This is a genomic window from Nostoc sp. PCC 7107 (genome assembly GCF_000316625.1).
Taxonomy (GTDB): domain Bacteria; phylum Cyanobacteriota; class Cyanobacteriia; order Cyanobacteriales; family Nostocaceae; genus Nostoc_B.
In genome coordinates this window covers 291,325-312,114 of the sequence record NC_019676.1, presented here as the reverse complement: position 1 = coordinate 312,114, position 20,790 = coordinate 291,325, and the positions used below count along the sequence as shown (strand labels likewise).

Below are 20,790 nucleotides of genomic sequence, written 5' to 3'. Positions count from 1 at the left end.
CAGCTACTTTTTAATTCGTCGCAGAACTCACGTCAGTGTTAGCCTTCTTAACTTATGACTAACTAGGCTTGAACCAAATCAAGTATATATTAACCTTGTATTTTCATATTTTATTCTTCATCGTTAGAAGTGTCATTTAGCAACCGATTTATTTCTGCTGTCTTGTCAAGAGGTACGAGATAAAGACCACAAATTTTGCTTACCTGATCTATCGAAATATTCTCAAAATCACACCAAGCACGGGCAGCTTGGTTAGCTATCTTCTCAATCTCAGCAGCTTGAATTGCGGCACAAGGTTCTGATTTTATACAAGCAATTAAGTCAAGAATAACAAGTTCATCTTGCTTTTCAAGCTTTTTGCTTGACAAGTTGAAAAGTATGGGACAATACTTGCTTTCATACTTAAGCAGTACAAAGATACGAGATTGAGGTTTGGAATAGCTCCTTGCACTCAGTAAATATTCTGGCAGTTCTTCTGCACGACTCCGGTATTGTTCAAGCACTGCTACATGAGTCAGCATGGATTCAGCACCAAGTCCACCAATATCTTTTAAAAATTGACTATCTCGTGTAAGTTGCTCCACATCCAAATCGCTATCAAGCGTGATTTCAGAGTGTTCTTCTTCTGATATGACACCAGATCTCAAAATGCGTTTCGATTTATTGTGGCGATGAGCAATGCGAGTAAATCTCTTACAGATATCGTTTTGTACGCGGGAGAGGCTGTCTGTTTGATCTATGATTAACGGTACAAGTGTATAGAACTGAAGCACTCGTTCAGAATTTGCGGTCATCCTCAACACTCTACCTGCCCTTTGAAATAGCTCATCCGCTCCTTCGGGTGGGTCGTAGTTTACCACAGTATCAGCATCTTGTAAATTAACACCTACACCATCTGCATCAGTACAAATTAGTACGTCATACTCTCGGCTGGCATTGTAATTATGAGAACGTGGTGAAAACTGTTTTAGTACTTCAGAACGCTGTAATCCAGCTTTTAATCGCAGATTACCTTCATCCGTTTCAACTGTACAACCAATCCTAAGTACCTCACTAAATCTTCTCTCCAACATACTTAGTAAATACTGGGCAGTAAGATATCTCTTGACAAATATGATTACTTTACCCCTTGTATCTAGGCAATGCTCCTCAATAATGTTCTGCAATTTCAGAAACTTGTCATCTGTGTAGTTACTCTGCGTAAGCCGTGCCAATAGTGGTATCAGAGTATTCCTACGCTCTTCTAAGCTTAGATACATCGGTGTTTTATGAGACCGATTTTGTGTATCAAGCACGTTAAAAGAACGATGTTCTTGATTATGAATATCAGTAGCAGACTGTTCCCATAGATTTAGAGTGAGTTGAGAGGAGTCTTCTGTTTGCTCACAATAGCTTAATGTCGCAAGGTTTTGTTCAATACTGTATGCCATTGCTACAGGTGAACTAAGCCAGTTTGTAAGTGAAGAATTATACACTGTATCGATCGCACTCTCGCATAAAGCCATTTTGTCATCATCAAACCATTTATGTGGAGACTTAAAAGCTTGATCAAAACAACGGCGATCAAAAGCAGCTTGTAGTTCAGGCTGCAAGAACAACTGGTAACGTAACGAATGTAGCTTGAGGCTTTTTGGTAGATAACGTCGTTCATCACCAAACTGAATAAAAGTTCGTCCGTTTGTATCAATATCACCTCTGTTTCGAGCCATTTGTAAGACATGAGGTAACCCCAAAATAGTCACAATTGGTAAGCGGGAAAACTCTTCGGCATCAATAATTTCCCAAGGAATTTGCTCTTCCAATAGATTAGGTTTGTAAAACCGATGAGGTAGAAGATATAGTAAACTATTAAGATTTAAGTAATCTGTGCCGTATGCTGTAGCCGTGAGAAGAAAGATTTTTGCACCTGCTTTGACTGCTGGTACTATACGTTCATAAACCAAACTCTTACCACGATTGGATTTCTCCCGTAGAAGTTCATTTCGATAGAAGTGAGCCTCATCAATAATAATTACAGTATTATCATTAGCTCGTTGAAGCAACTTCTCTAGCTGGGTTGTTAGATGGCGAGATTCCTCAGAAGCTTTGCGAAACAGCAGATCAATGTTAAAAAACTTAAAGTAAACATTGCGATTTTCAAGCTGCTGTTCCCAATTTTCGCGTACTCCGCTAGGAGCAATTAAAATAACTAGACTGGTTCTGCCTATTGGTTGCAAACGCAAAGCAATTTCAGCACCTATAACAGTCTTACCTAATCCAGTCGCAGCTATAATAAGTGCGCCACCATACTCATTAGCTTGACGAAGAGCGCGTGCAATTACACCCTTCTGATAATACACAGGAGAATAAGCACCTAAACACAAAGGATATTCAGCTAAGTTATTTAGCAGAAAAAGTGTTTTGAGATATACCTCGAATGGGGTGGCGAGATTAAGCCAATCCTCTAACTTTTTGATCAGTTCAGCCAGTAAATCTTGGGCATTTTGAGCAACATCATCATACCAATTTGTAAACAAACAGATCCGCTCAGAATCGTGGCTAACGCTCACTTGCTCAGCTGATTGGCAAAGTCCCCTACGACTGTAGTTTGATGAACCATGCCATATTAGCTTTGAATCACAGATGTAAAATTTACAGTGAAAAGGCACTTGCATTTCGCGGGCATCTCGAATAATGAAGCGTCCGGATTTCATGCGTTCAACTAATTCAAAAACTGTTTTCCACAGATCTGTATCACACTGCCCCAAATCTGCCATAATCTCATCAATGACAGTGGCTCGGACATGTTTTCCTTCCTCCCGACCAACTAAGATTTGAAATTGTATGTCTGATGCCACATACTTACGACCCAACTTGTATCCAACTAGGCTAAAGTAAGCACTAGCAATACGAATTATATTTTGAGCTTCGGGAAAATAGGCTTTGATAAACTCTAATCCAACACCAGGGCCGACACCTGCAATAGGCTGACCATCAGGATTATACTGTAAAACTAATGCTAACTTCGGCTTAGGCTTACGAGGCATGAGAAAGTGTGACTAATTTCAGCAATACCTTTCTATTATCTATCTTATTGGTACATAGGTACTATAATTTAGACAAGACTTACGCACAGGCTACGAAAAATCGAACCACAAAGACGCAGAGGTCACGGAGAAATAAGAGTTTGAAAGGTTTTTTGCGTAAGTCCTATTAGCGATTGCGCTGTAACAGTTGCGTAAGTCCTGTGATAACAATCCCATCAAATTTTGTCGCAGAAGAAGTTCTCATGTTCAACTGAATTATTACTCTACAAAACACTCTATCGCACTACCCATAATTGATATCACGCCACCCAATTCCAAATAGTAAAGTTAAAGGAATATGAAAAGAGTAATACAGCAAACCAAGTTAATATCAGATATCCCCAGCGATTGTAAGCAGAAAATAACCAGCCTAATGCTAGTGAGAGCGACACAATGCCATAAGCATAACGGCTAATAGACATCAGCGCTCCAGAAAATATTATGAGTAACAATGAGCAAAAACCATAGACTACAGCAGTTTTACTCAGATGAGTTCGCAAGCACCACAACATGTAGCCGCCGCCAAATACCATCACAACTTTAATTAAACTATCTTTGCCTACAGAAATAGCATCGTTAAATATATACCACCAACTTGGTTGCGCCCATGCCTTTTGTACATGAACAAATGCTAAAGGATCTTGGAAATTAATGGCGCAATATAAGCTAAATGAAATCAGCCCCAATGGGACACAGAGTCCCGTAATATATGCAGTTAATGGTCTTTTTTCTTGCCAAGCAACAAAAATAAAAGTAGGTAATAATGTAATTCCTGTGGCGCGAGTTGCACTAGCCAGCGCACCGCAAACAGCAGCCCAGACATATTGACGATGATCAAATGCTCGCAAAGCTGCCGTAGTCAAAAATAGAAATAAACCTTCAGTATAGATAACTGTACCGTATAAAGAAAAAGGACACCAAGCCATTACAGCTATTGTCCATCTTGCAACATTAATACCATGACGTTCTTTTGCCCAAGAATAGACCAGTAGCAGCGCCCCCAAAAAAAAGAAGTTGTTAACTACTGTCCCTGCAACTTCAAAGGGTAAGCCAAACATCATTAGCCCACGACTAATTAAGGGAAATAAAGGATAAAAGGCTATCGAATGTTGATTTCCATCATTAGCGTAGTCATAACCTTCAACAGCAATACTGCGATACCATTTACCATCCCAATGAGAAAACAGTTCCCAACTCGGTTGAGGAAAAAAACCAGGAGTATAGTCCAGTGGATATGGAGGTTGCCAATCTGGATGTACTGCTGATGTGTACATTAAAGGAGCAACAACTTGCATAGCAATGATAATTACAAGTCTGCTCACCAGCCACATTAAAATGACAAAAAGATAGCCATTAATTTGGAAATTAATTTTTTTAAGTGATATTGGTTGATGAATCATTTTTTTCATATATATGAAAATCAAGATACCCAGAAACCTAAATTATTCAAGAAGTTGGGTATATTGTGATTCAAGAATAATTTATGACTGCTCTAGGAATCATATTTGATTTTTGAACTAGAGTGGTAGCGATCGCCTAAAATTCTATACCAGTTCCCGTTTGTCTGAAGTACATTTCTCAACCTCAATCCCTCAACCCAACTAATTTATTACTTATGACTGATAACAAAATACCAGAAAAAAATAAAGACGCAATTAATTGCGTCTTTACAGAATGATGTGATATTAAGATGGGATTATAAATCCTGAAAACTTATATCCCAACAAGAACTGATTTTTCTGGCTGTTCTTGCTGATAAAGTCCTTGTTTTAGCTGTTGGCAAAGTTGATCTAATTCCGAATCTCTCTGCTCAATAATCTGTTGTGCTAATGTGATCAATCGTCTAATATTTTCTGGACTGACATCATCCATATTGTCATTAGCTTTGGTTAATTGTCTTTGAAAACGATAGTATTGTTTAGGATAACCATCAGCTTGTGGTAACAATTGCTCTAGCTGACAAGCTACCGATTCACTACTACCATCCAAAGTAATATTTAGCATTGGCTGTACCCATTGAATCATTCCCCATTCCACAGCTTGATCGTAATTGTATCGACGATTAAGAGAACCTGTACCTAATGAAACTACTAGAATATCATTAATAGTCAATGGTTTTTTGTCTGGCTGTTGCGGATCAGGTCTAGCGGAAGAAATTAAAACTTCCATAATTGCCAAGGATGTAGGATTATTAGCAAATACACCACCATCTACCAAGGCATAGTAACCCCCATTTGTCGGGTCAGCTGTATCAATTTTGTAAGGCTTGAAATAAGTTGGTGCAGCAGATGTAGCCATTCCGGCTTGCTTCATAGTGTAACCGTCACAAATTTTGCGAAAGTTTTCGCCTAATTTTTGGTCTTTTACATTATTGACAAAGAAAATAGGCATTCGCAATTCAATGTCATAGCTTGTGATAAACAGGTCGGTTAATGCTTTCTTAATAAAAGTATCTTGCAAATATTCTGTTAAAACTTCGTCTCGGCCTTTTGAAGAATATTTTGCTTTTAAAATATCATCCATTTTGATGCTTTTTGCTAGTGTAGATTCTGCAAAAATCCGCTTTCCCTCTTTGCGATAGATATCAATTAAATCTTCTGCTTTAAAATGTGGAAGATTTTGATTACTAGGATGTGGCTTAGTTAAAGCAGCAGATAAAATCCCGCCTGTGGAAGTTCCAGCAATTAGATTAAATAGCTGACAAATCGGTTTACCCGTGCGTTTTTCAATTTCAGCGAGAATAATTGCTGGTATAACACCGCGAATACCGCCGCCGTCAATAGATAATATTTTGTAGCGATAAGCCATGTAATCTCCTAATCTTGATCTTGGTGGCTGTTGCTTGAGGAATAAACGAGCCAAATGTACTTTAGATAGATTCAATAATATAGTTGTTATTATTGTGCCAAGTTCAGTATTTTTACTTGAAAATAAACATAAAAACAGAGACCTGGATTCTTGCAAGAAAATTCCAGGTCTCAAATTTTACTTTTATTATTTGAGTAATTTAAGTTAGAGGGTTAAAGATTGAGCGTTAGTTTCAATCAACTTGCTCAAGTCTTGTAGGAAGGCTGCGGCGTGAGCGCCATAAATAATTCGGTGGTCACAGGTGATATTTACCTGCATTTGTTGGGTTACCCCAAATAAACCATCAGAAGTAGCCACTAGTTGGGGACGAGCCGCACCGATCGCCAGAATTGAACCTTGACCAGGTGGTAAAATTGCATCAAAAGTATCGACCCCAAACATCCCTAAGTTAGACAGGGTAAAAGTACCAGTGTTGTATTCGTCAGGTTGTAGTTGCTTGGCGCGAGCGCGGTCTACTAAAGATTTCCAATTGCGTGAGAGGGAATAAATATCTACCATGTCTGCATTCCGCAATACTGGTGTAATTAATCCTCCGTCATCCATTGCCACAGCTACAGATATGTTGATATCAGAATGATAGACAATTCCTTGATCTGAGTAGCTGGCGTTGAGTAATGGATGTTTTTGTAATGTGACTGCAACAGCTTTCGCCAGTAGAGCAGTCATTGTCACGCCTTTCGATTTAATTTGTTTGTAAAGCTTATCTAAGCCATCGGTAGTAATTGTGTAGCCTACACGGAAAACAGGTACAGCTAAACTAGCAACCATCCCTCGGACTACAGCATTTTGCAGAGTAGTCAAAGGTACGATTTGACCAGGAACTACACTACTGACAGAGGGAATTGGTGCTGAGGCTGCTGCTACCGCGGGTGTTGCTGCTGGAACTACTGGCGCAACAGTCGATACGGGGGTGGTAGGAACCGCGGGTTTACTTTTATTAACGATAGCTTCCACATCTTCAGCCACAATTCGACCGTAGGGGCCACTACCTTTGAGGCTAGTTAAATCAACTTTTAATTCTTTTGCTAACTTGCGGGCGCGGGGGGAAGCGACGAGTCTACCTTCTTTGTGGTTCGAGCCGTTACCGTTGTGAGCGGCGGCGGTGGATGCGCCGACAGCTGCTGTCGCTGGGACTTTTTTGGGAGCAGATGCTGTCGCCGCAGTGCTACCGGAATTAGCCAGAGATTTTGCTGCTTCAATTTCTGCTTCGGTTTCAGCTACGTAGGCAATCGCACTACCAACAGCCGCGCTCTCACCGGCTTGTACAATGATGTGTGCCAGATATCCTTCATAGAAGGTTTCTACATCCATGTCTGCCTTATCTGACTCGACAACCACCACTGTCTCGCCTTTTTCCACTTTATCCCCTGGCGATTTTACCCAGGAAACGATTTTACCTTCGGTCATGGTGGAACTCAGCGCCGGCATGAATACTTCGTGAATGCTCATATATGGTGGTTTCAGAATCGATAAATAATTTATGGACTTTAACAGCTTTTGCTAGATCGAATTGTATCTTGGCTAGAGAGTTTTCGACTTTCTATTTTATGTCACTAAGCAGGAAACAATATCTGGGTGAAGCTGAAAATTATTAATTAACTACTGGCTATTGTTGCTCCTTCAGGACTTATTCTTTAACAATATTTGAACGCTTTGAACAGGTTGATGTCTCTGATGCACGTGCTAAAGGCGGAACAGGTCTCGGCTTGGCAATTTGCCAAAGTATTATTCAACAGCATGGTGGTAGTATTTGGGCAAATAGCATTCTCGGTGAAGGTAGTACGTTTTATTTCACCTTGCCAATACGCAGTATCTTAATTCTCTTTGATTACTGATTTGTCAAAAGCATTGACTTTCTGAGAATATTCGGCTACCAAGGCAGCAGAAATGCGATCGCAACTACCAGCAGCTAAACTATGAATAGCGAACTACTTATTCCCCCACACTTCAACCCCAATAAAGTCGGCGAAGTTTGGCGCGTACCCTACCAAGAATGTGCAGACACAGCCGAAAATTGGGCGAAGCAACACAATATTCCACCATCAGCTTTAGATAAAACCCGGATTTGTCTCCTATTAATTGATGTCCAAAATACCTTTTGTATTCCAGGGTTTGAATTATTTGTTGGTGGAAAATCTGGCACCGCCGCCGTAGATGATAATCAAAGATTATGTGAATTTATTTATCGTAACTTAGGCAAAATTACCACAATTATTCCTACCCTAGATACACATACAGCAATGCAAATTTTTCACCCGATTTTTTGGGTGAATGCTGAAGGAAAACACCCCACACCAGCCGCCACTAATATTACTCCGGCTGATATTGACCAAGGTATTTGGCAAATTAACCCCGCAGTTGCCAGCATCGCCAATGGCGACTATGAACTATTAAAAAAACAAGCTTACCACTACGTCAATCAACTAAGTCAAAATGGTAAATATCCGCTGATTGTTTGGCCTTACCATTCTATGTTAGGGGGAATCGGCCATGCTTTAGTTTCTGCTGTAGAAGAAGCAATATTCTTTCATAGTATTGCCCGTCAAAGCCAAACACAATTTGAACTGAAAGGTGAGAATGCCTTAACAGAAAATTACTCCATATTACGTCCAGAAGTTTTAATTGGGTACGATCAAAATCCCCTCGCCCACAAAAATACAAAACTCATCAAACAACTTTTAGAATTTGATATTGTGATTATTGGCGGTCAAGCAAAAAGCCATTGTGTTGCCTGGACAATTGATGATTTATTAACAGAAATTAAACAGGTAGATGCTACCCTTGCCAAAAAAGTTTATCTCTTAGAAGATTCCACTTCCCCAGTTGTCGTTCCAGGGGTTGTTGACTATACCGAACAAGCAGATGCAGCGTTTTCGAGGTTTGCGGAAGCTGGGATGCACATTATTAAAACAACAGATTTCATCTAATTCTCCATCTCCTCTTTGCGCTCCTCTGCGTTAATCACTTCTTCAAATAACTCTTAGGATCTTGCGCCACCCATCCTTGAGATGAACTAGAACGCATTTCAAAATGAAGATGAGGTTCTTTCGCAGAAGGTTCGCCAGTTGTTCCCACAGTTCCTAAGACATCGCCGGTATTGACTTGCTGACCAACCTTCACCTTAATAGTACCAAGATGAGCGTAGCGGCTTTGCATTCCGCCACTGTGGTTAACAATCACCAATTGACCATAACTACCTTGCTCTTGAGCAAATACTACATTACCAGGTGCGATCGCCTCTACCGGACTACCCACGGCGGCTAACAAATCTACACCACTGTGAAAAAATACCTCTCCATTCTGAGGATTAATTTGCCAACCATACCCTAACACTACAGTTGCAGCTTTCTCCAAAGGATAGCCACTGATGGACACACGGCTTTGTGTATTTGAATTTTCTGTTATCAGAGATGTCGTTTGCGGAGGATTTGGCAACCAATTCAAACCCGGTACAAAGACAATTTTAGGATTTTGTTGACAACCATTAATTTCAAATAGTGCATCAGGACGAACTTTATATTTTGCTGCTATTTGTCGCCAATTTTGCCCACTCGGCACTTCTACAACAACGCCGTTGTAGGGGGGTATTTGCAGTTCACTACCCACGCTCACACGCCCATTATTCACATTCGGGTTCATAACAATGAGTGTTTCGGGAGCGAGATTGTAGCTTTGTGCTATGCTCTCTAAAGTTTCGCCACGAGCAACTTTATGGCGCTGGAAGCGATTTAAAGCCGGAGTCGGACAGTTAGCGGCTTGCGCCTGAGCTATTTCTAAGTTTGGCAGTGTGAATGCTAGTCCCAATGTATTGACTAGGCTACAAAGCAAAAGCAGACGAGCAGAAAATGTCATGAGTCTAAGTTAAGAGAATCCCTAACTTTAAATTTTAGTTGGGGATTTCTGGACTGTCGGCTGTTGAGCGTAATCCTTTATCCTGTAACATTTCATTTGCCCAAGCTGCATCTGCCTCTGACAATGGTGGAAATGGCGCTTGATTGTAATCTATGACTAAATCGTAGGCGGAAATATCATATACTTCATTTAACAATTTTTGTAAATCAATAATTGGTTCCATATCTTCTTGACGCAAAGGTAAGGGAAAAGCCGGAATTACTTCTTGTAAATTAAAAGCATATAAATCAGCATAAGGACGGCGATCGCCACGACAAACTAAAATGCGATAATGGCTTTCAATATCAGTATCAAAAAATGTCATTGCTTGCCCCGTTCGCAGTAAGTCAATCTCTACCAAATGAGTTTTACTGCCTAGTACATCTTGACGTTTCTCTTCATAAGTTTCCCGTCCTTTACCTCGGCGTTTATTAGTCGGGGATAAAATTTCTATGGTAGTAACTACATCTTCAGTGCCAACTTCTCGCACTTCTAAATAACCTTCTTTGATTATTTCCGGTCTGGGAATTGTAACTTGTATAGGTTTTGTGGCTGGTTCTGCAACTGCGACATTTGTTTTTGTTGAATCTGTCACATTTGATAGGCGTTTTATTGTGACATCAGGAATACCAACAAACAGGGAATTTCCCCCACTTGTTTCATACATCCTAACTTCTACGGCTACCCGATATTTGGGACGTAACTGAGGAGAGAGTAGTCTCGCAATTTCAATAATTAGCCAGTGATGTAATCCGGGCCACAAGTTAGGATGTTCTAAATATGGGTTCATTCCGGGAAAGGGAGAAGGCATTCATTTACCTCAAACGTAATTATATTGGACTATAAGTACTAATTCTTATGGTAGCTAAATAGTTCTAGATAAACTTCTCCCCACTAAAACTTAGTTTAAATTGCCTTCTTCACTGCCGGCAATATTATGAACAAGTTGTTAAGGCTGCACCGCACTGATCTTCTTTAACTAACCAACCCTTGCTACCTTGATATTCTACTTGCGCCCAATCTCCTTGACAGCCTAATAATTTCATTGTCGCATTAGCCGGAACCTTGGCTATTTTGAAGCTTTGCTGATTAGCACTAGCGTAAAGATGCACACCATTAGTACTGTAACCACGACTTGATAAGCCTAATTTTGCTACAGATACCCATCCGGTTCCCGAAAAACCAGCACTGGCATTCGTAATTTTCACCCAATTTTTGGTAGTTGCAATAATCTGAACTGTTTCGTTTATGGGTACTTGTCCTAAAATTTTGTGCCGCAAACTTGCACCATTCCGCACATTCAAGCCTTGCGGATCTGGATCAGTTACATAAGCGGAAATTTCGCATTTTTTAACATTAATTGATTTTGCGAAAACAATTTGCTCACATATCCCAGTATTTACAAATACACTTATGCTTGCAAGTCCTAATGTAATTACTAGTTTTGGCAGACAATGAGTAATTATTCTATTCATATTTGCTTTATTTTTGCTCAAAAATATGCCTTATTTATAGCAATTAAATTACTTATTCACAGTTCCCAGTCAAAGTTAAATTAGCGGTTCACTGTACTCAATTTTCGTGACTTTGCCAGCCTCGATGCGGAATGTGAATGCTGCTGTATTATCTTGACTACCAACCCCATATACGAAAAAAGTGACTTTTCCGTCTTTTGATATATATGGCTTTCCGTAAGCCTTAATTACCTGAGATTGCGTATCACCAATTTTCACGCCTGTGGGAGTTAGAAGTTTTGGACTACGGGTAAGAAAGTGGTAAACAAAGAAGTTTTTCGGTTTGTTGACATAAGGAACTAAAGATAAAGAAATATGAGGATATTCCAGCGTGCGAATATTATCGCCAACTCCTTGGCTAAATTCGGTTTTAGTGCTGGTGGGTTTTCCTAGAATGCGGCGTACTTGTTGTTCAGACATCCCCGGACGAATTTTTCCCAGTCCAACTTTCGCAATGGGTATGATTGTGTTTTGAGTTTGTGTTACTTGTGGAGGCTGCGCCAAAATCAAGCCTTGGTTGGCTGTCAAAGAAAGCGAAAACAAGCTAGTTAACGCTGTCATTAAAATAATTTTTTTCATTTGGGTGTATTTTAACTAGGTTTTATAAATAGTCGGACACAATTAAATTTATTAGTGAAGAATAGGAGACAGATTAGAGGTAACAGGAAAAAACTTGTGTAATTAATTGGGGACTTACTTATAACAACGAAAAATTAAGGGTTTAGGTAAGGGTGTATTATCCAGAATCTTTACACCCTATACCCAGTCTCAACAGATCATATTTTTACGTAAGTCCTGATCTTATTTCATGTCATAACCAAATAAGTTAGGGTCAACTTCTCCTAACTGTAAGTCTCCTAAACCATATTCTGCCCATTTTCTTTCTACCATTGCAGCAACATCAGGATCTGATTCTAGTGGTGCGCCCCATTCATGTTCGGTTTCTGGGGGAATTTTGGTAGTTGCATCAATTCCCATCCTTCCACCTAAACCAATTTTTTCACTGGCAAAATCTAAAGTATCAAAGGGTGTATTCGGCAGAATAAACACATCACGGGTGGGGTCAACTTTAGAACTGATTGCCCAAACTACTTGTCGGGGGTCGCGGATATTGATATCTTTATCGACGACAATCACAAATTTGGTGTAGGTAAATTGCGGTAACGCACTCCAAAAGGCTAAGGCGGCGCGGCGTGCTTGTCCGGGATAGGCTTTATCAATGGAGATAATGGCGGCTTTGTAACTCAACGCTTCCATTGGTAAGAAGAAATCGACAATTTCTGAGACTTGTTGTCGTAAAATTGGGGTATATATCCGATTGAGTGCGATCGCCATCATTGCTTCTTCTTTGGGTGGACGACCGCTAAATGTGGTTAAATATATCGGGTCTTTGCGGTGCGTCATACACTGGAAGCGAATTAAGGGCGAGTCTTCCACACCGCCGTAATAACCCATGTGGTCGCCAAAAGGCCCGTCTGGTAAAACTTCCCCTGGGGTAATTGTCCCTTCTAAAACAAATTCGGAATCAGCGGGAACTTCTAAATCTACTGTTTTACACTTTGCCAACTGCACACCAGAACCGCCATATAACCCAGCAAATAACCATTCTGATAAATCTACTGGAATGGGTGTAGCAGCTGCCATGATAATTAGTGGATCAACACCAAGGGCGATCGCTATCTCTAATTTTTTCCCACGTTCTGCCGCTTTTCGCAAGTGTCTTGCCCCACCCCGCACTGATAACCAGTGAACAGTCATGGTATTTTTAGATTGCAGTTGCAAGCGATAGACACCAACATTCGGTGTACCTGTCTCACAATCTTTGGTAATTACCAACCCCAAGGTGATAATCTTGCCAGCATCACCAGGATAAGGGCGAATCAAGGGTAAAGTATTTAAATCCAAATCATCGCCTTGAATTACCACTTGCTGACAAGCGGGAAAAAAGTCTCTTCCAGGTTTGGCTTTGATGACATCAAACAGCACTTTACCAAAATCTATCGCCTGGGAAATCTTTTTCGGCGGTTTCGGTTGCTGTAGCATACTCAGCTTTTTCCCCAGAGTTTCTAACTCCTGCGGATGCTGCATATTCATTGACCAGCATATTCTTTCGACAGTTCCCAGCAAATTTACTGCCACCGGGAAAGATGCACCTTTGACATTTTCAAACAACAACCCCGGCCCGCCTTTTTGCAGCATTCGGTTAGAAATTTCCGCAATTTCTAGCTCTGGGTCAACTAAGGCAGAAATCCGCCGTAATTGCCCTCTTTCTTCTAAAATTTTGATGAATCCCCGCAAATCTCTCGCCATTGTTCTAATAAAACTAAATAGTTAAGAAGTATGAAGCGTTTATTTAATATTATGAGCTATTAAGGGACAGAAGATGGAGCGTAGACAGCAGCAACCCCTGATCTTTCCCCAAGGGTTAACTAATTGATTGACTTTTCTTAACCCTGTTGTACAAGCAATTTGGTTATTCTAACTAAGGATAGGCATTATTGATTACAAATAAGCTCTACCCTTCAAACATGGCGAGATATAGATTTTTATCTCCTAGCAGGTGGTTTTGTGATGTGCTACCTGCTAGGCTTACCTATTTTTGATGATCAAAAGTCTAAAGAACAACGTTTCACACTTCAGACTTCATACTTCAGACTTTCTATAGACTAAACTATTTATTGATAATGTAGTTTTGCAAAATCTTAGTAATTAACTGTCTTATGCTTACAAGACTTTCAGCAGCTGTGTACGGGATGGGTACCGCACCAACTGTTGCTCCTGAACGGTCTAGTCAAACTGTTAGTAAACCGTATCCCAATTACAAGGTGATCGTTTTAAACGATGACTTCAATACTTTTCAACACGTTGCTGAGTGTTTGATGAAGTATATCCCAAATATGACTAGCGATCGCGCTTGGGATTTAACTAATCAAGTACATTATGAAGGGCAAGCGATCGTGTGGGTAGGCCCCCAAGAACCAGCAGAATTGTATCACCAACAGCTGCGGCGAGCCGGTTTAACAATGGCTCCCCTAGAAGCAGCTTAATTATCATGGATAAATCTCAGCCAGATTCCCAAAAACCAAATAACCGCAAAGATGGCAGACTAGTCTGGAATCACTCTACCCATCTTCCCGGTCTTATCCCTATTTTAGAACTTCTCTGTCGGCAAGATGGTATTTATACTGTTACCCCAGGCGTAATTGGCCGGGTGAGAGGTCATAGCCCGAAAATGCAGTTGCGTATATCTGTACCAATTCGTGGCGGTTACAAAGTCATTGCTAGACAAGGTAAAACAGTGCAAGAGGTGTTCATCCTAACTAGTTTAGTCCAGGATGAACTACAAACAGCTATTGCGATCGCTATGAAACATTAATCAGCTTAATAGTTACTAGCCCGTCCTTTGATGGTTGACCCCATTTCACACTTCATTTGACTATTCTTCAACTCTATGTACTGCAAATTTATGTAGCGGTAAACTCAGAATACAAGAAAAAGTTAAAAAATATGACAGTACTGTTGTGATTTTCAAAGAAACAATTACAGATTCCCAATCAGGTAAAATTACCTTTTCTAACGCAAAAGCAACACAGTATACCAGCCAGTAAGAAAAACTCATTCTCAATAAAATCTTCTCTGTTTCTTCTATGTCATCTTTTGGATGCTTACCATCCCAAAGCATTACTAAACCAAGAATACAAGCACCAAATGAGACAGCGACTACAAATTCATGACACAAAAAATTCATCGACTGCATTTGCCTCGATCCCAATACTTTCCAGTTGAGATTCAGTCTAAAGGAATATTCCTTTCAGTTATACAAAATATTTACAAACTGCAATAAGCCCTGGGATTAATGTTACAAACTGCAACTATTTTCATCTTAGTTAACTAAACTAAATATACAAATAGCAATTTTAGTGAATTGATAAAATATTCGTAAAGGAGATAAACAGCAAACAAGTTTGTTTGCTATTAAGCAACAGATTGCTAGATATTTGTATACATTTCTACAACAGTTGCGAGCAATTTGGCGACCTAACCTAGTGCAGAATTCATTCACACTTAAATTAAGTTTAAATGGCCTTAAAAGCCCATACTAATTTGATTTACAACATACATACTCTGAATTCGCCACGTACCCTCTCGGCGAATTAAATCATAGCGAACCCGCAAACTTTCGCTAGAAGACTTTTTCTTCTGACCGTTTTCATAAAATTGTGTTGCTTCTTTGACAGTAGCTAAGACGGCGGCGCGATTGGGATCTAGGTCATTTTTACTCACAAATTCAACTTTAACGCTGTGGTCGTACCTGCGATAGCGGTTATCGACTCTATCTTGCTGGGCAATTAATCGCCATTGAGATAGAGATGAACCAGTCAAAATGTTAGTTAAACTCTCAATATCATGGTTCGGCCCTAAAGCTAAAGATTTAGTAGACAGCCAAGTCCGAATCACTTCTTCGGCTGTTGTATCTGTGAGAGGGCCATCCGGTGGTAGTAACTCACTATCACCATGAGGAATTTCTATTGGTGGTTGATTTAATTTCACAGATAATTGCTCACCTTGTAAAAAAATATCTGGTAAAAAGAGGTTTTTCAACCAACCAAAAGTGGTAGAAACTATGAGCCAGAAAACTAATATACCCGCCAATGAGGCAAATACCGTCCAGACTAATCGTGTTTTCCGATCTAAGTTGCTGGTGACATTACGTCGTTGCCGAGTCGGGCGATCGCGATTATTATCTAACCTATGTTCTCGGTTAACAGGTTGACTGGGAGGCTTACGACGTCTGCGTTTTTGGGGAGGACGAGATGTAGCAGTTTTCCCATTGAGATTATGACTAGTTGTGCTGCTTGTTCGTTCTGGTGGCGTAAACGATGCTACAGGTATTTCTGGCGGTTGGTGATGATTAGCCGTAGCTGATGCAGGTGGTGGATTCGTTTTCGGCAGTGAGGAATTAGAATACTCAGGTACTTTATAATTACTTGGTTCTGGTAAATTCAGATCCGGAGTTTTCCCGTGATTCTGGCGAGAATTTACCGCAGAATGATTTTGTGGATGCTGATTATTAGATTGTGGAGAAGCAAAAGGTTGGCGATTAATTACACCCCACTCGTTGCTAGTTTCCGCATCAGTTGGTAGTGCTTCTAAATAAGCCTGCACTTGGGGGTTGGCAAAGTAATCTTTGAGTGCAACTGGCTGTCTTGACAGATCACGAAAATGGGGAAAAACTTCATTTTGTAACCATTGTTCACCATACAGACACAGCCCTGGTAACAAATCAGGAGAGTCTTGGGATTTTTCCCGAATAAAAGCTAAGGCTTCGTACTCCTGGCTCATTTCCAAAACACGGGTTGCTTCTTCGGTTTGACCCAACAATAGCGCACAGAGCGATTGTTCTAGATGTACATCTTGGCGCTTACCCAAATACATCAGCATTTGTCTCGCCTGACGAATTAGGGCTGGTTGACGTTGAGCAAATCCTCTAGCAATCAAAGCATAAACTGCTAAATACGTGGCTACAGCAGATGGACGCTGGCTTTCAGCTTCAAATAGCTTGTGTTGTTCGGCGACTGTTAAGTAGTGGCGGATTTGCTGAATAAATCGCAAAAAGTCATCAATGCTTAAACCGGATTGATCGTTGTTAGTTCCATCAATACCACTACGATCTTCCAGGATGCTTTGCAATAATTCCAAGCCTTGGTGGCGTTGCACAGTTTTTTCTAAAGGTAGTGCGAGTAATTCTAAAACCCGATAAGGACGCAATTTATAAAGATCAGCTTGGATTTCTGCCTGCACACTCGCAAATATTCCTTCACTGGACAGCATTTCTAGCCCAGCTTCTAGAGAAACTGCGGCATTTTCGTAATAACCTTGTTGCCATTGTTCCCGCCCTAATTCTAGGCAAGCCAAAGCTACAGTCAAGACAATATCAGGATGGTCACTAGTTGCGAGAAAATCTTCCTCAAGGAGATTAGTGCCGATTTTGGCAGAGGTGGCACTATGATTAGCTAGATATGTTTTACCTAGTTTTAGTACCAGCTCATATTCCCCTAGCTCTTGCAAGATTAACAACGCACCAACTAATTCCTGTTGGGGAATTTCAATACTGAGACCTTGGTTATCAAGATCGCGATTAATTTCTGTGCGTTTGCCTGCTGTAACCGTTGCTGTAGCAGTGCCATCAGGATCATAAGCGTGGGACAGATAAAGCTGATCGTAACTGCTACGTTCTTTCGGATTGGATAAAACCACGTAAGCTGTTTCTATAAATTGTTTACGAGAAGCAATTGCTGCTTGAGAATACTCCCGTCGCGGCAATTGTACAATGCGATCGCTATACGCTTGTCGCAACTGTTCCTCACTTGCCGCTAACGGTAGTCCTAAAATTCGGTAGTAATCTAGCGGAATTCGCACAGCCTACTTCCCCTGCACCGTGATCAACATAACCCACCTAGAGCATTCCAGGCCTGTAAAACCGTGCCATAATATTACGGTGAATAATACCGTGCCGGACTTACACTATAAGTGTATAGTGCAACAATTAATTTTGTTCCCTCTGAAATTTTGAGACACATTTTAGTACTATTAATTTGACTTCGCCTAGGTCAGAGGGAAACTTTGTCTTAATTCTTAGTATTTACTTGTGTATAACTGCTATCAGTCATGAGACACAGCAAAACTATATTGCGATAGTTAATCATACTAGTCATACCTAACTTATAAGCTTATCTGCTTGACTTTTACGTAATTTATTACCCTGGCTATGCGGTGATAATAGTAATATTGCTAATGGTAGATGTTAATAATATCAAGGAATAAAACGATACCATGCTTAGATATTAATGACAACTATTTCGCAAGATAAATTCAGTTTCAATGTTTATTTGTGCGAAATTGTTAATAGATATGCAGAAACCGAGCTATCCTGATTGATAGCATTTCTACAGGATTTGGGATTGTAAAACCTCAAAGGGCAGCATGAGAGGTCAGACAATTTTGGATTTTAGATTCTGGATTTTGGATTTATCCCACGGATAAATCCGGTGACTTTTACCATCAAGAAATCGAATCATTTGTCATTTATTGCATTTAGGGTGTCAAAATCGCCGATGGCAACTCATAAAAATGCCAAAATTAACCTATCTATTCCCTCTTTCCCAATAATCCGCCTCAGTGCATAAATTTTTAGTTTTGGTCTCTAGCACAACCTAGCTTAGATAAACCAGCAGATTTGTCAGAAAGCGGCCTATTTAACATGGTAAATTTCAGTTTTACAACAGGGATACTAAAAAAATAATGGTTCAAGAACGGACGTTACCTAAATTTGATACTGCCAGCGCTCAAATCACCAAAGCACAAGGCTTAATGCTTTACGAAGACATGGTGTTAGGACGCTTTTTTGAAGATAAATGTGCGGAAATGTACTACAGGGGCAAAATGTTTGGTTTTGTCCACCTATATAACGGTCAAGAAGCTGTTTCGTCTGGCGTTATCAAAGCAATGCGTCCGGGGGAAGATTTTGTTAGCAGTACCTACCGTGACCACGTTCACGCCCTGAGTGCAGGAGTTCCCGCCAGAGAAGTCATGGCGGAATTATTTGGTAAAGAGACAGGATGTAGCAAAGGACGCGGCGGTTCCATGCACATGTTCTCTGCGGAACATGGCTTATTAGGTGGCTATGCTTTTGTTGCAGAAGGTATTCCTGTAGCGGCTGGCGCAGCTTTTCAAAGCAAATACCGCAGAGAAGTTTTGGGAGACCCAAAAGCTGACCAAGTAACCGCTTGCTTTTTTGGTGATGGTGCTGCTAACAACGGTCAGTTTTTTGAAACCTTGAATATGGCAGCCTTATGGAAATTGCCAATTCTTTTTGTGGTAGAAAATAATAAGTGGGCAATTGGTATGGCTCACGAACGGGCAACTTCCCAACCCGAAATTTACAAGAAAGCCAGCGTATTTAACATGGTAGGCGTAGAAGTAGACGGAATGGATGTACTCGCAGTCCACTCAGTCGCTCAAGAAGCCGTCGCCCGCGCCCGTGCTGGAGAAGGGCCAACATTAATTGAAGCCCTCACCTACCGCTTCCGTGGTCACTCCCTAGCAGACCCAGATGAATTACGCAGCAAGGCCGAAAAAGAATTTTGGTTCTCCCGCGACCCAATTAAGAAGCTGGCTGCTTATATGGTGGAGCAAAATTTGGCCAGTGAGGCAGAATTAAAAGCCATTGACCAAAAAATTCAGGAAGTGATTGACGAAGCTGTGAAATTTGCCGAAAGTAGTCCTGAACCTGATCCTAGCGAATTGTATCGCTTTATATTTGCAGAAGACGAGTAAATGTTAGAGAGTAAGGGGTGAGAAGTAGGGGCTAGAGATGATTTATGTTTAGACTCCTCACCTCTCACTTCTCACTTTTCACCTCTAAGGAATAATATTGTGCCGAAAATTACTATTCAACAGCAGCAGTACAAAACCTACATCCTTTCTGATGAGACCTCCGACACTCAAATAGAAGTTGTGCCAGAGCGAGGTGGGATTATTACTAGTTGGCGTGTTCAAGGTCAAGAAATTTTCTATTTAGATAAAGAGCGTTTTACTCACCCCGATTTAAGTGTCAGGGGTGGGAATCCCATATTATTTCCCATCTGTGGCAACTTACCAGATAACACCTATACTCACAACGGGCAGCAATATACCCTCAAACAGCATGGCTTTGCCCGTGACTTACCGTGGGACGTTGAGGAAGTATCCGAGGACAACACAACTTATCTCAAAGTCCATCTTGCCAGTAACGAGCAAACCAAAGCCGTATACCCCTTTGATTTCCATTTAAGTTTTAGTTATAAAGTTAACGGGAATACTCTAGAAATTCTGCAACATCTACATAACTCTTCTGCAACATCCATACCTTTTTCCACTGGGTTTCATCCTTACTTCCAAGCGCCAGATAAAACACAGCTAGAAGTGGAAATTGCAGGTCACGAGTATCAAGACAACATAACCAAGGAAATTAGAGCTTTTAACGGCAATTTTGATTTTAATTTAGATGAAATTGATGCTGCCTTCAAGCGCTTAACTGCTAAATCAGCTACAGTCACCGACAATAGCCGTAGGTTAAAATTGACCTTAGATTATGGGGATGATTTTCCCGTCGTTGTTTTTTGGACAGTCAAGGGGAAAGAATTCTATTGTCTAGAACCTTGGAGCGCTCCCCGCAACTCCCTCAACACAGGTGAAAACCTAACTGTGGTAGAGCCAGGAGCCAGCTACACTGCATCTGTTAGACTCACTGCAAACTTTTTCTAAAAAAACCTTTGCAATTCTACCGATGTTCGTGCTATGATGGCAAAGTTGCGAAAAGAAACGCACGGGTCGCTAACTCAACGGTAGAGTACTCGGCTTTTAACCGATTAGTTCCGGGTTCGAATCCCGGGCGACCCATATAAAAGGAA

At 40.6% G+C, this 20,790-nt stretch carries 17 protein-coding genes and 1 tRNA gene; 7 read left to right on the top strand and 11 right to left on the bottom strand.

Annotated elements, in window-relative coordinates; genetic code table 11:
- Positions 1–110: 110 nt before the first annotated feature.
- The 4 genes from NOS7107_RS01370 to NOS7107_RS01355 all read right to left on the bottom strand — a co-directional run bounded on the left by NOS7107_RS01370 (position 111) and on the right by NOS7107_RS01355 (position 7,382).
- Complete coding sequence (locus tag NOS7107_RS01370) at positions 111–3,026, bottom strand: helicase-related protein (RefSeq protein ID WP_015111195.1); 2,916 nt, start codon at positions 3,024–3,026, stop codon at positions 111–113.
- Positions 3,027–3,325: 299 nt separating this feature from the next.
- The gene (locus NOS7107_RS01365) at positions 3,326–4,474 is read right to left on the bottom strand and encodes a hypothetical protein (protein ID WP_015111194.1); all 1,149 of its coding nucleotides are present in this window, start codon (positions 4,472–4,474) and stop codon (positions 3,326–3,328) included.
- 304 nt (positions 4,475–4,778) lie between these two features.
- Positions 4,779–5,873 (bottom strand): patatin-like phospholipase family protein, encoded by a 1,095-nt coding sequence (locus tag NOS7107_RS01360; protein WP_015111193.1) that lies wholly within the window; start codon positions 5,871–5,873, stop codon positions 4,779–4,781.
- A 204-nt stretch (positions 5,874–6,077) separates the two neighbouring features.
- The gene (locus NOS7107_RS01355) at positions 6,078–7,382 is read right to left on the bottom strand and encodes a dihydrolipoamide acetyltransferase family protein (RefSeq protein WP_015111192.1); all 1,305 of its coding nucleotides are present in this window, start codon (positions 7,380–7,382) and stop codon (positions 6,078–6,080) included.
- A gap of 191 nt (positions 7,383–7,573) precedes the next feature.
- Between NOS7107_RS01355 and NOS7107_RS27495 the strand changes: the two genes are divergently transcribed.
- Together NOS7107_RS27495 and NOS7107_RS01350 are read left to right on the top strand one after the other, a co-directional pair.
- The gene (locus tag NOS7107_RS27495) at positions 7,574–7,768 is read left to right on the top strand and encodes an ATP-binding protein (protein WP_216594405.1); all 195 of its coding nucleotides are present in this window, start codon (positions 7,574–7,576) and stop codon (positions 7,766–7,768) included.
- An 81-nt stretch (positions 7,769–7,849) separates the two neighbouring features.
- Positions 7,850–8,860 carry a hypothetical protein gene (locus NOS7107_RS01350; protein WP_015111191.1) on the top strand — a complete coding sequence of 337 codons (1,011 nt, stop codon included), beginning with the start codon at positions 7,850–7,852 and terminating at the stop codon, positions 8,858–8,860.
- Between the two features lie 34 nt (positions 8,861–8,894).
- On the opposite strand, the gene NOS7107_RS01345 is transcribed toward NOS7107_RS01350, so the two are convergent.
- The 5 genes from NOS7107_RS01345 to NOS7107_RS01325 form a co-directional block, all read right to left on the bottom strand.
- Complete coding sequence (locus NOS7107_RS01345; RefSeq protein ID WP_015111190.1) at positions 8,895–9,785, bottom strand: M23 family metallopeptidase; 891 nt, start codon at positions 9,783–9,785, stop codon at positions 8,895–8,897.
- Positions 9,786–9,819: 34 nt separating this feature from the next.
- A complete protein-coding gene (locus tag NOS7107_RS01340; protein ID WP_015111189.1) occupies positions 9,820–10,635 on the bottom strand; it encodes a DUF4058 family protein in 816 nt (271 codons plus the stop codon).
- A gap of 124 nt (positions 10,636–10,759) precedes the next feature.
- Complete coding sequence (locus NOS7107_RS01335) at positions 10,760–11,299, bottom strand: SH3 domain-containing protein (RefSeq protein ID WP_044499539.1); 540 nt, start codon at positions 11,297–11,299, stop codon at positions 10,760–10,762.
- A gap of 75 nt (positions 11,300–11,374) precedes the next feature.
- Positions 11,375–11,917, bottom strand: a complete 543-nt coding sequence (gene bamE, locus NOS7107_RS01330) for an outer membrane protein assembly factor BamE (RefSeq protein WP_015111187.1) — start codon at positions 11,915–11,917, stop codon at positions 11,375–11,377.
- Positions 11,918–12,139: 222 nt separating this feature from the next.
- Positions 12,140–13,648 carry a UbiD family decarboxylase gene (locus NOS7107_RS01325; RefSeq protein ID WP_015111186.1) on the bottom strand — a complete coding sequence of 503 codons (1,509 nt, stop codon included), beginning with the start codon at positions 13,646–13,648 and terminating at the stop codon, positions 12,140–12,142.
- Positions 13,649–14,058: 410 nt separating this feature from the next.
- On the opposite strand from NOS7107_RS01325, the gene clpS reads away from it, so the two are divergent.
- Both clpS and NOS7107_RS01315 read left to right on the top strand, forming a co-directional pair.
- Entirely contained in the window at positions 14,059–14,385 is a 327-nt protein-coding gene (gene clpS / locus NOS7107_RS01320) for an ATP-dependent Clp protease adapter ClpS (protein ID WP_015111185.1), read from the top strand.
- A 5-nt stretch (positions 14,386–14,390) separates the two neighbouring features.
- The gene (locus NOS7107_RS01315) at positions 14,391–14,714 is read left to right on the top strand and encodes a DUF2103 domain-containing protein (protein ID WP_015111184.1); all 324 of its coding nucleotides are present in this window, start codon (positions 14,391–14,393) and stop codon (positions 14,712–14,714) included.
- A gap of 60 nt (positions 14,715–14,774) precedes the next feature.
- Here the strand turns inward: NOS7107_RS01315 and NOS7107_RS01310 are convergent, their stop codons facing one another.
- Positions 14,775–15,095: a hypothetical protein gene (locus NOS7107_RS01310; RefSeq protein WP_172641452.1), complete on the bottom strand. Its 321-nt coding sequence runs from the start codon at positions 15,093–15,095 to the stop codon at positions 14,775–14,777.
- A 329-nt stretch (positions 15,096–15,424) separates the two neighbouring features.
- A complete protein-coding gene (locus tag NOS7107_RS01305; RefSeq protein ID WP_015111182.1) occupies positions 15,425–17,758 on the bottom strand; it encodes an IMS domain-containing protein in 2,334 nt (777 codons plus the stop codon).
- 882 nt (positions 17,759–18,640) lie between these two features.
- Between NOS7107_RS01305 and pdhA the strand changes: the two genes are divergently transcribed.
- From pdhA to NOS7107_RS01290, 3 genes are all read left to right on the top strand, one after another.
- The gene (pdhA, locus tag NOS7107_RS01300; RefSeq protein ID WP_015111181.1) at positions 18,641–19,675 is read left to right on the top strand and encodes a pyruvate dehydrogenase (acetyl-transferring) E1 component subunit alpha; all 1,035 of its coding nucleotides are present in this window, start codon (positions 18,641–18,643) and stop codon (positions 19,673–19,675) included.
- 99 nt (positions 19,676–19,774) lie between these two features.
- Positions 19,775–20,644 (top strand): aldose 1-epimerase, encoded by an 870-nt coding sequence (locus tag NOS7107_RS01295; protein ID WP_015111180.1) that lies wholly within the window; start codon positions 19,775–19,777, stop codon positions 20,642–20,644.
- Positions 20,645–20,707: 63 nt separating this feature from the next.
- A tRNA-Lys gene (locus NOS7107_RS01290) sits at positions 20,708–20,779 on the top strand.
- The last annotated feature ends 11 nt before the right edge of the window (positions 20,780–20,790 follow it).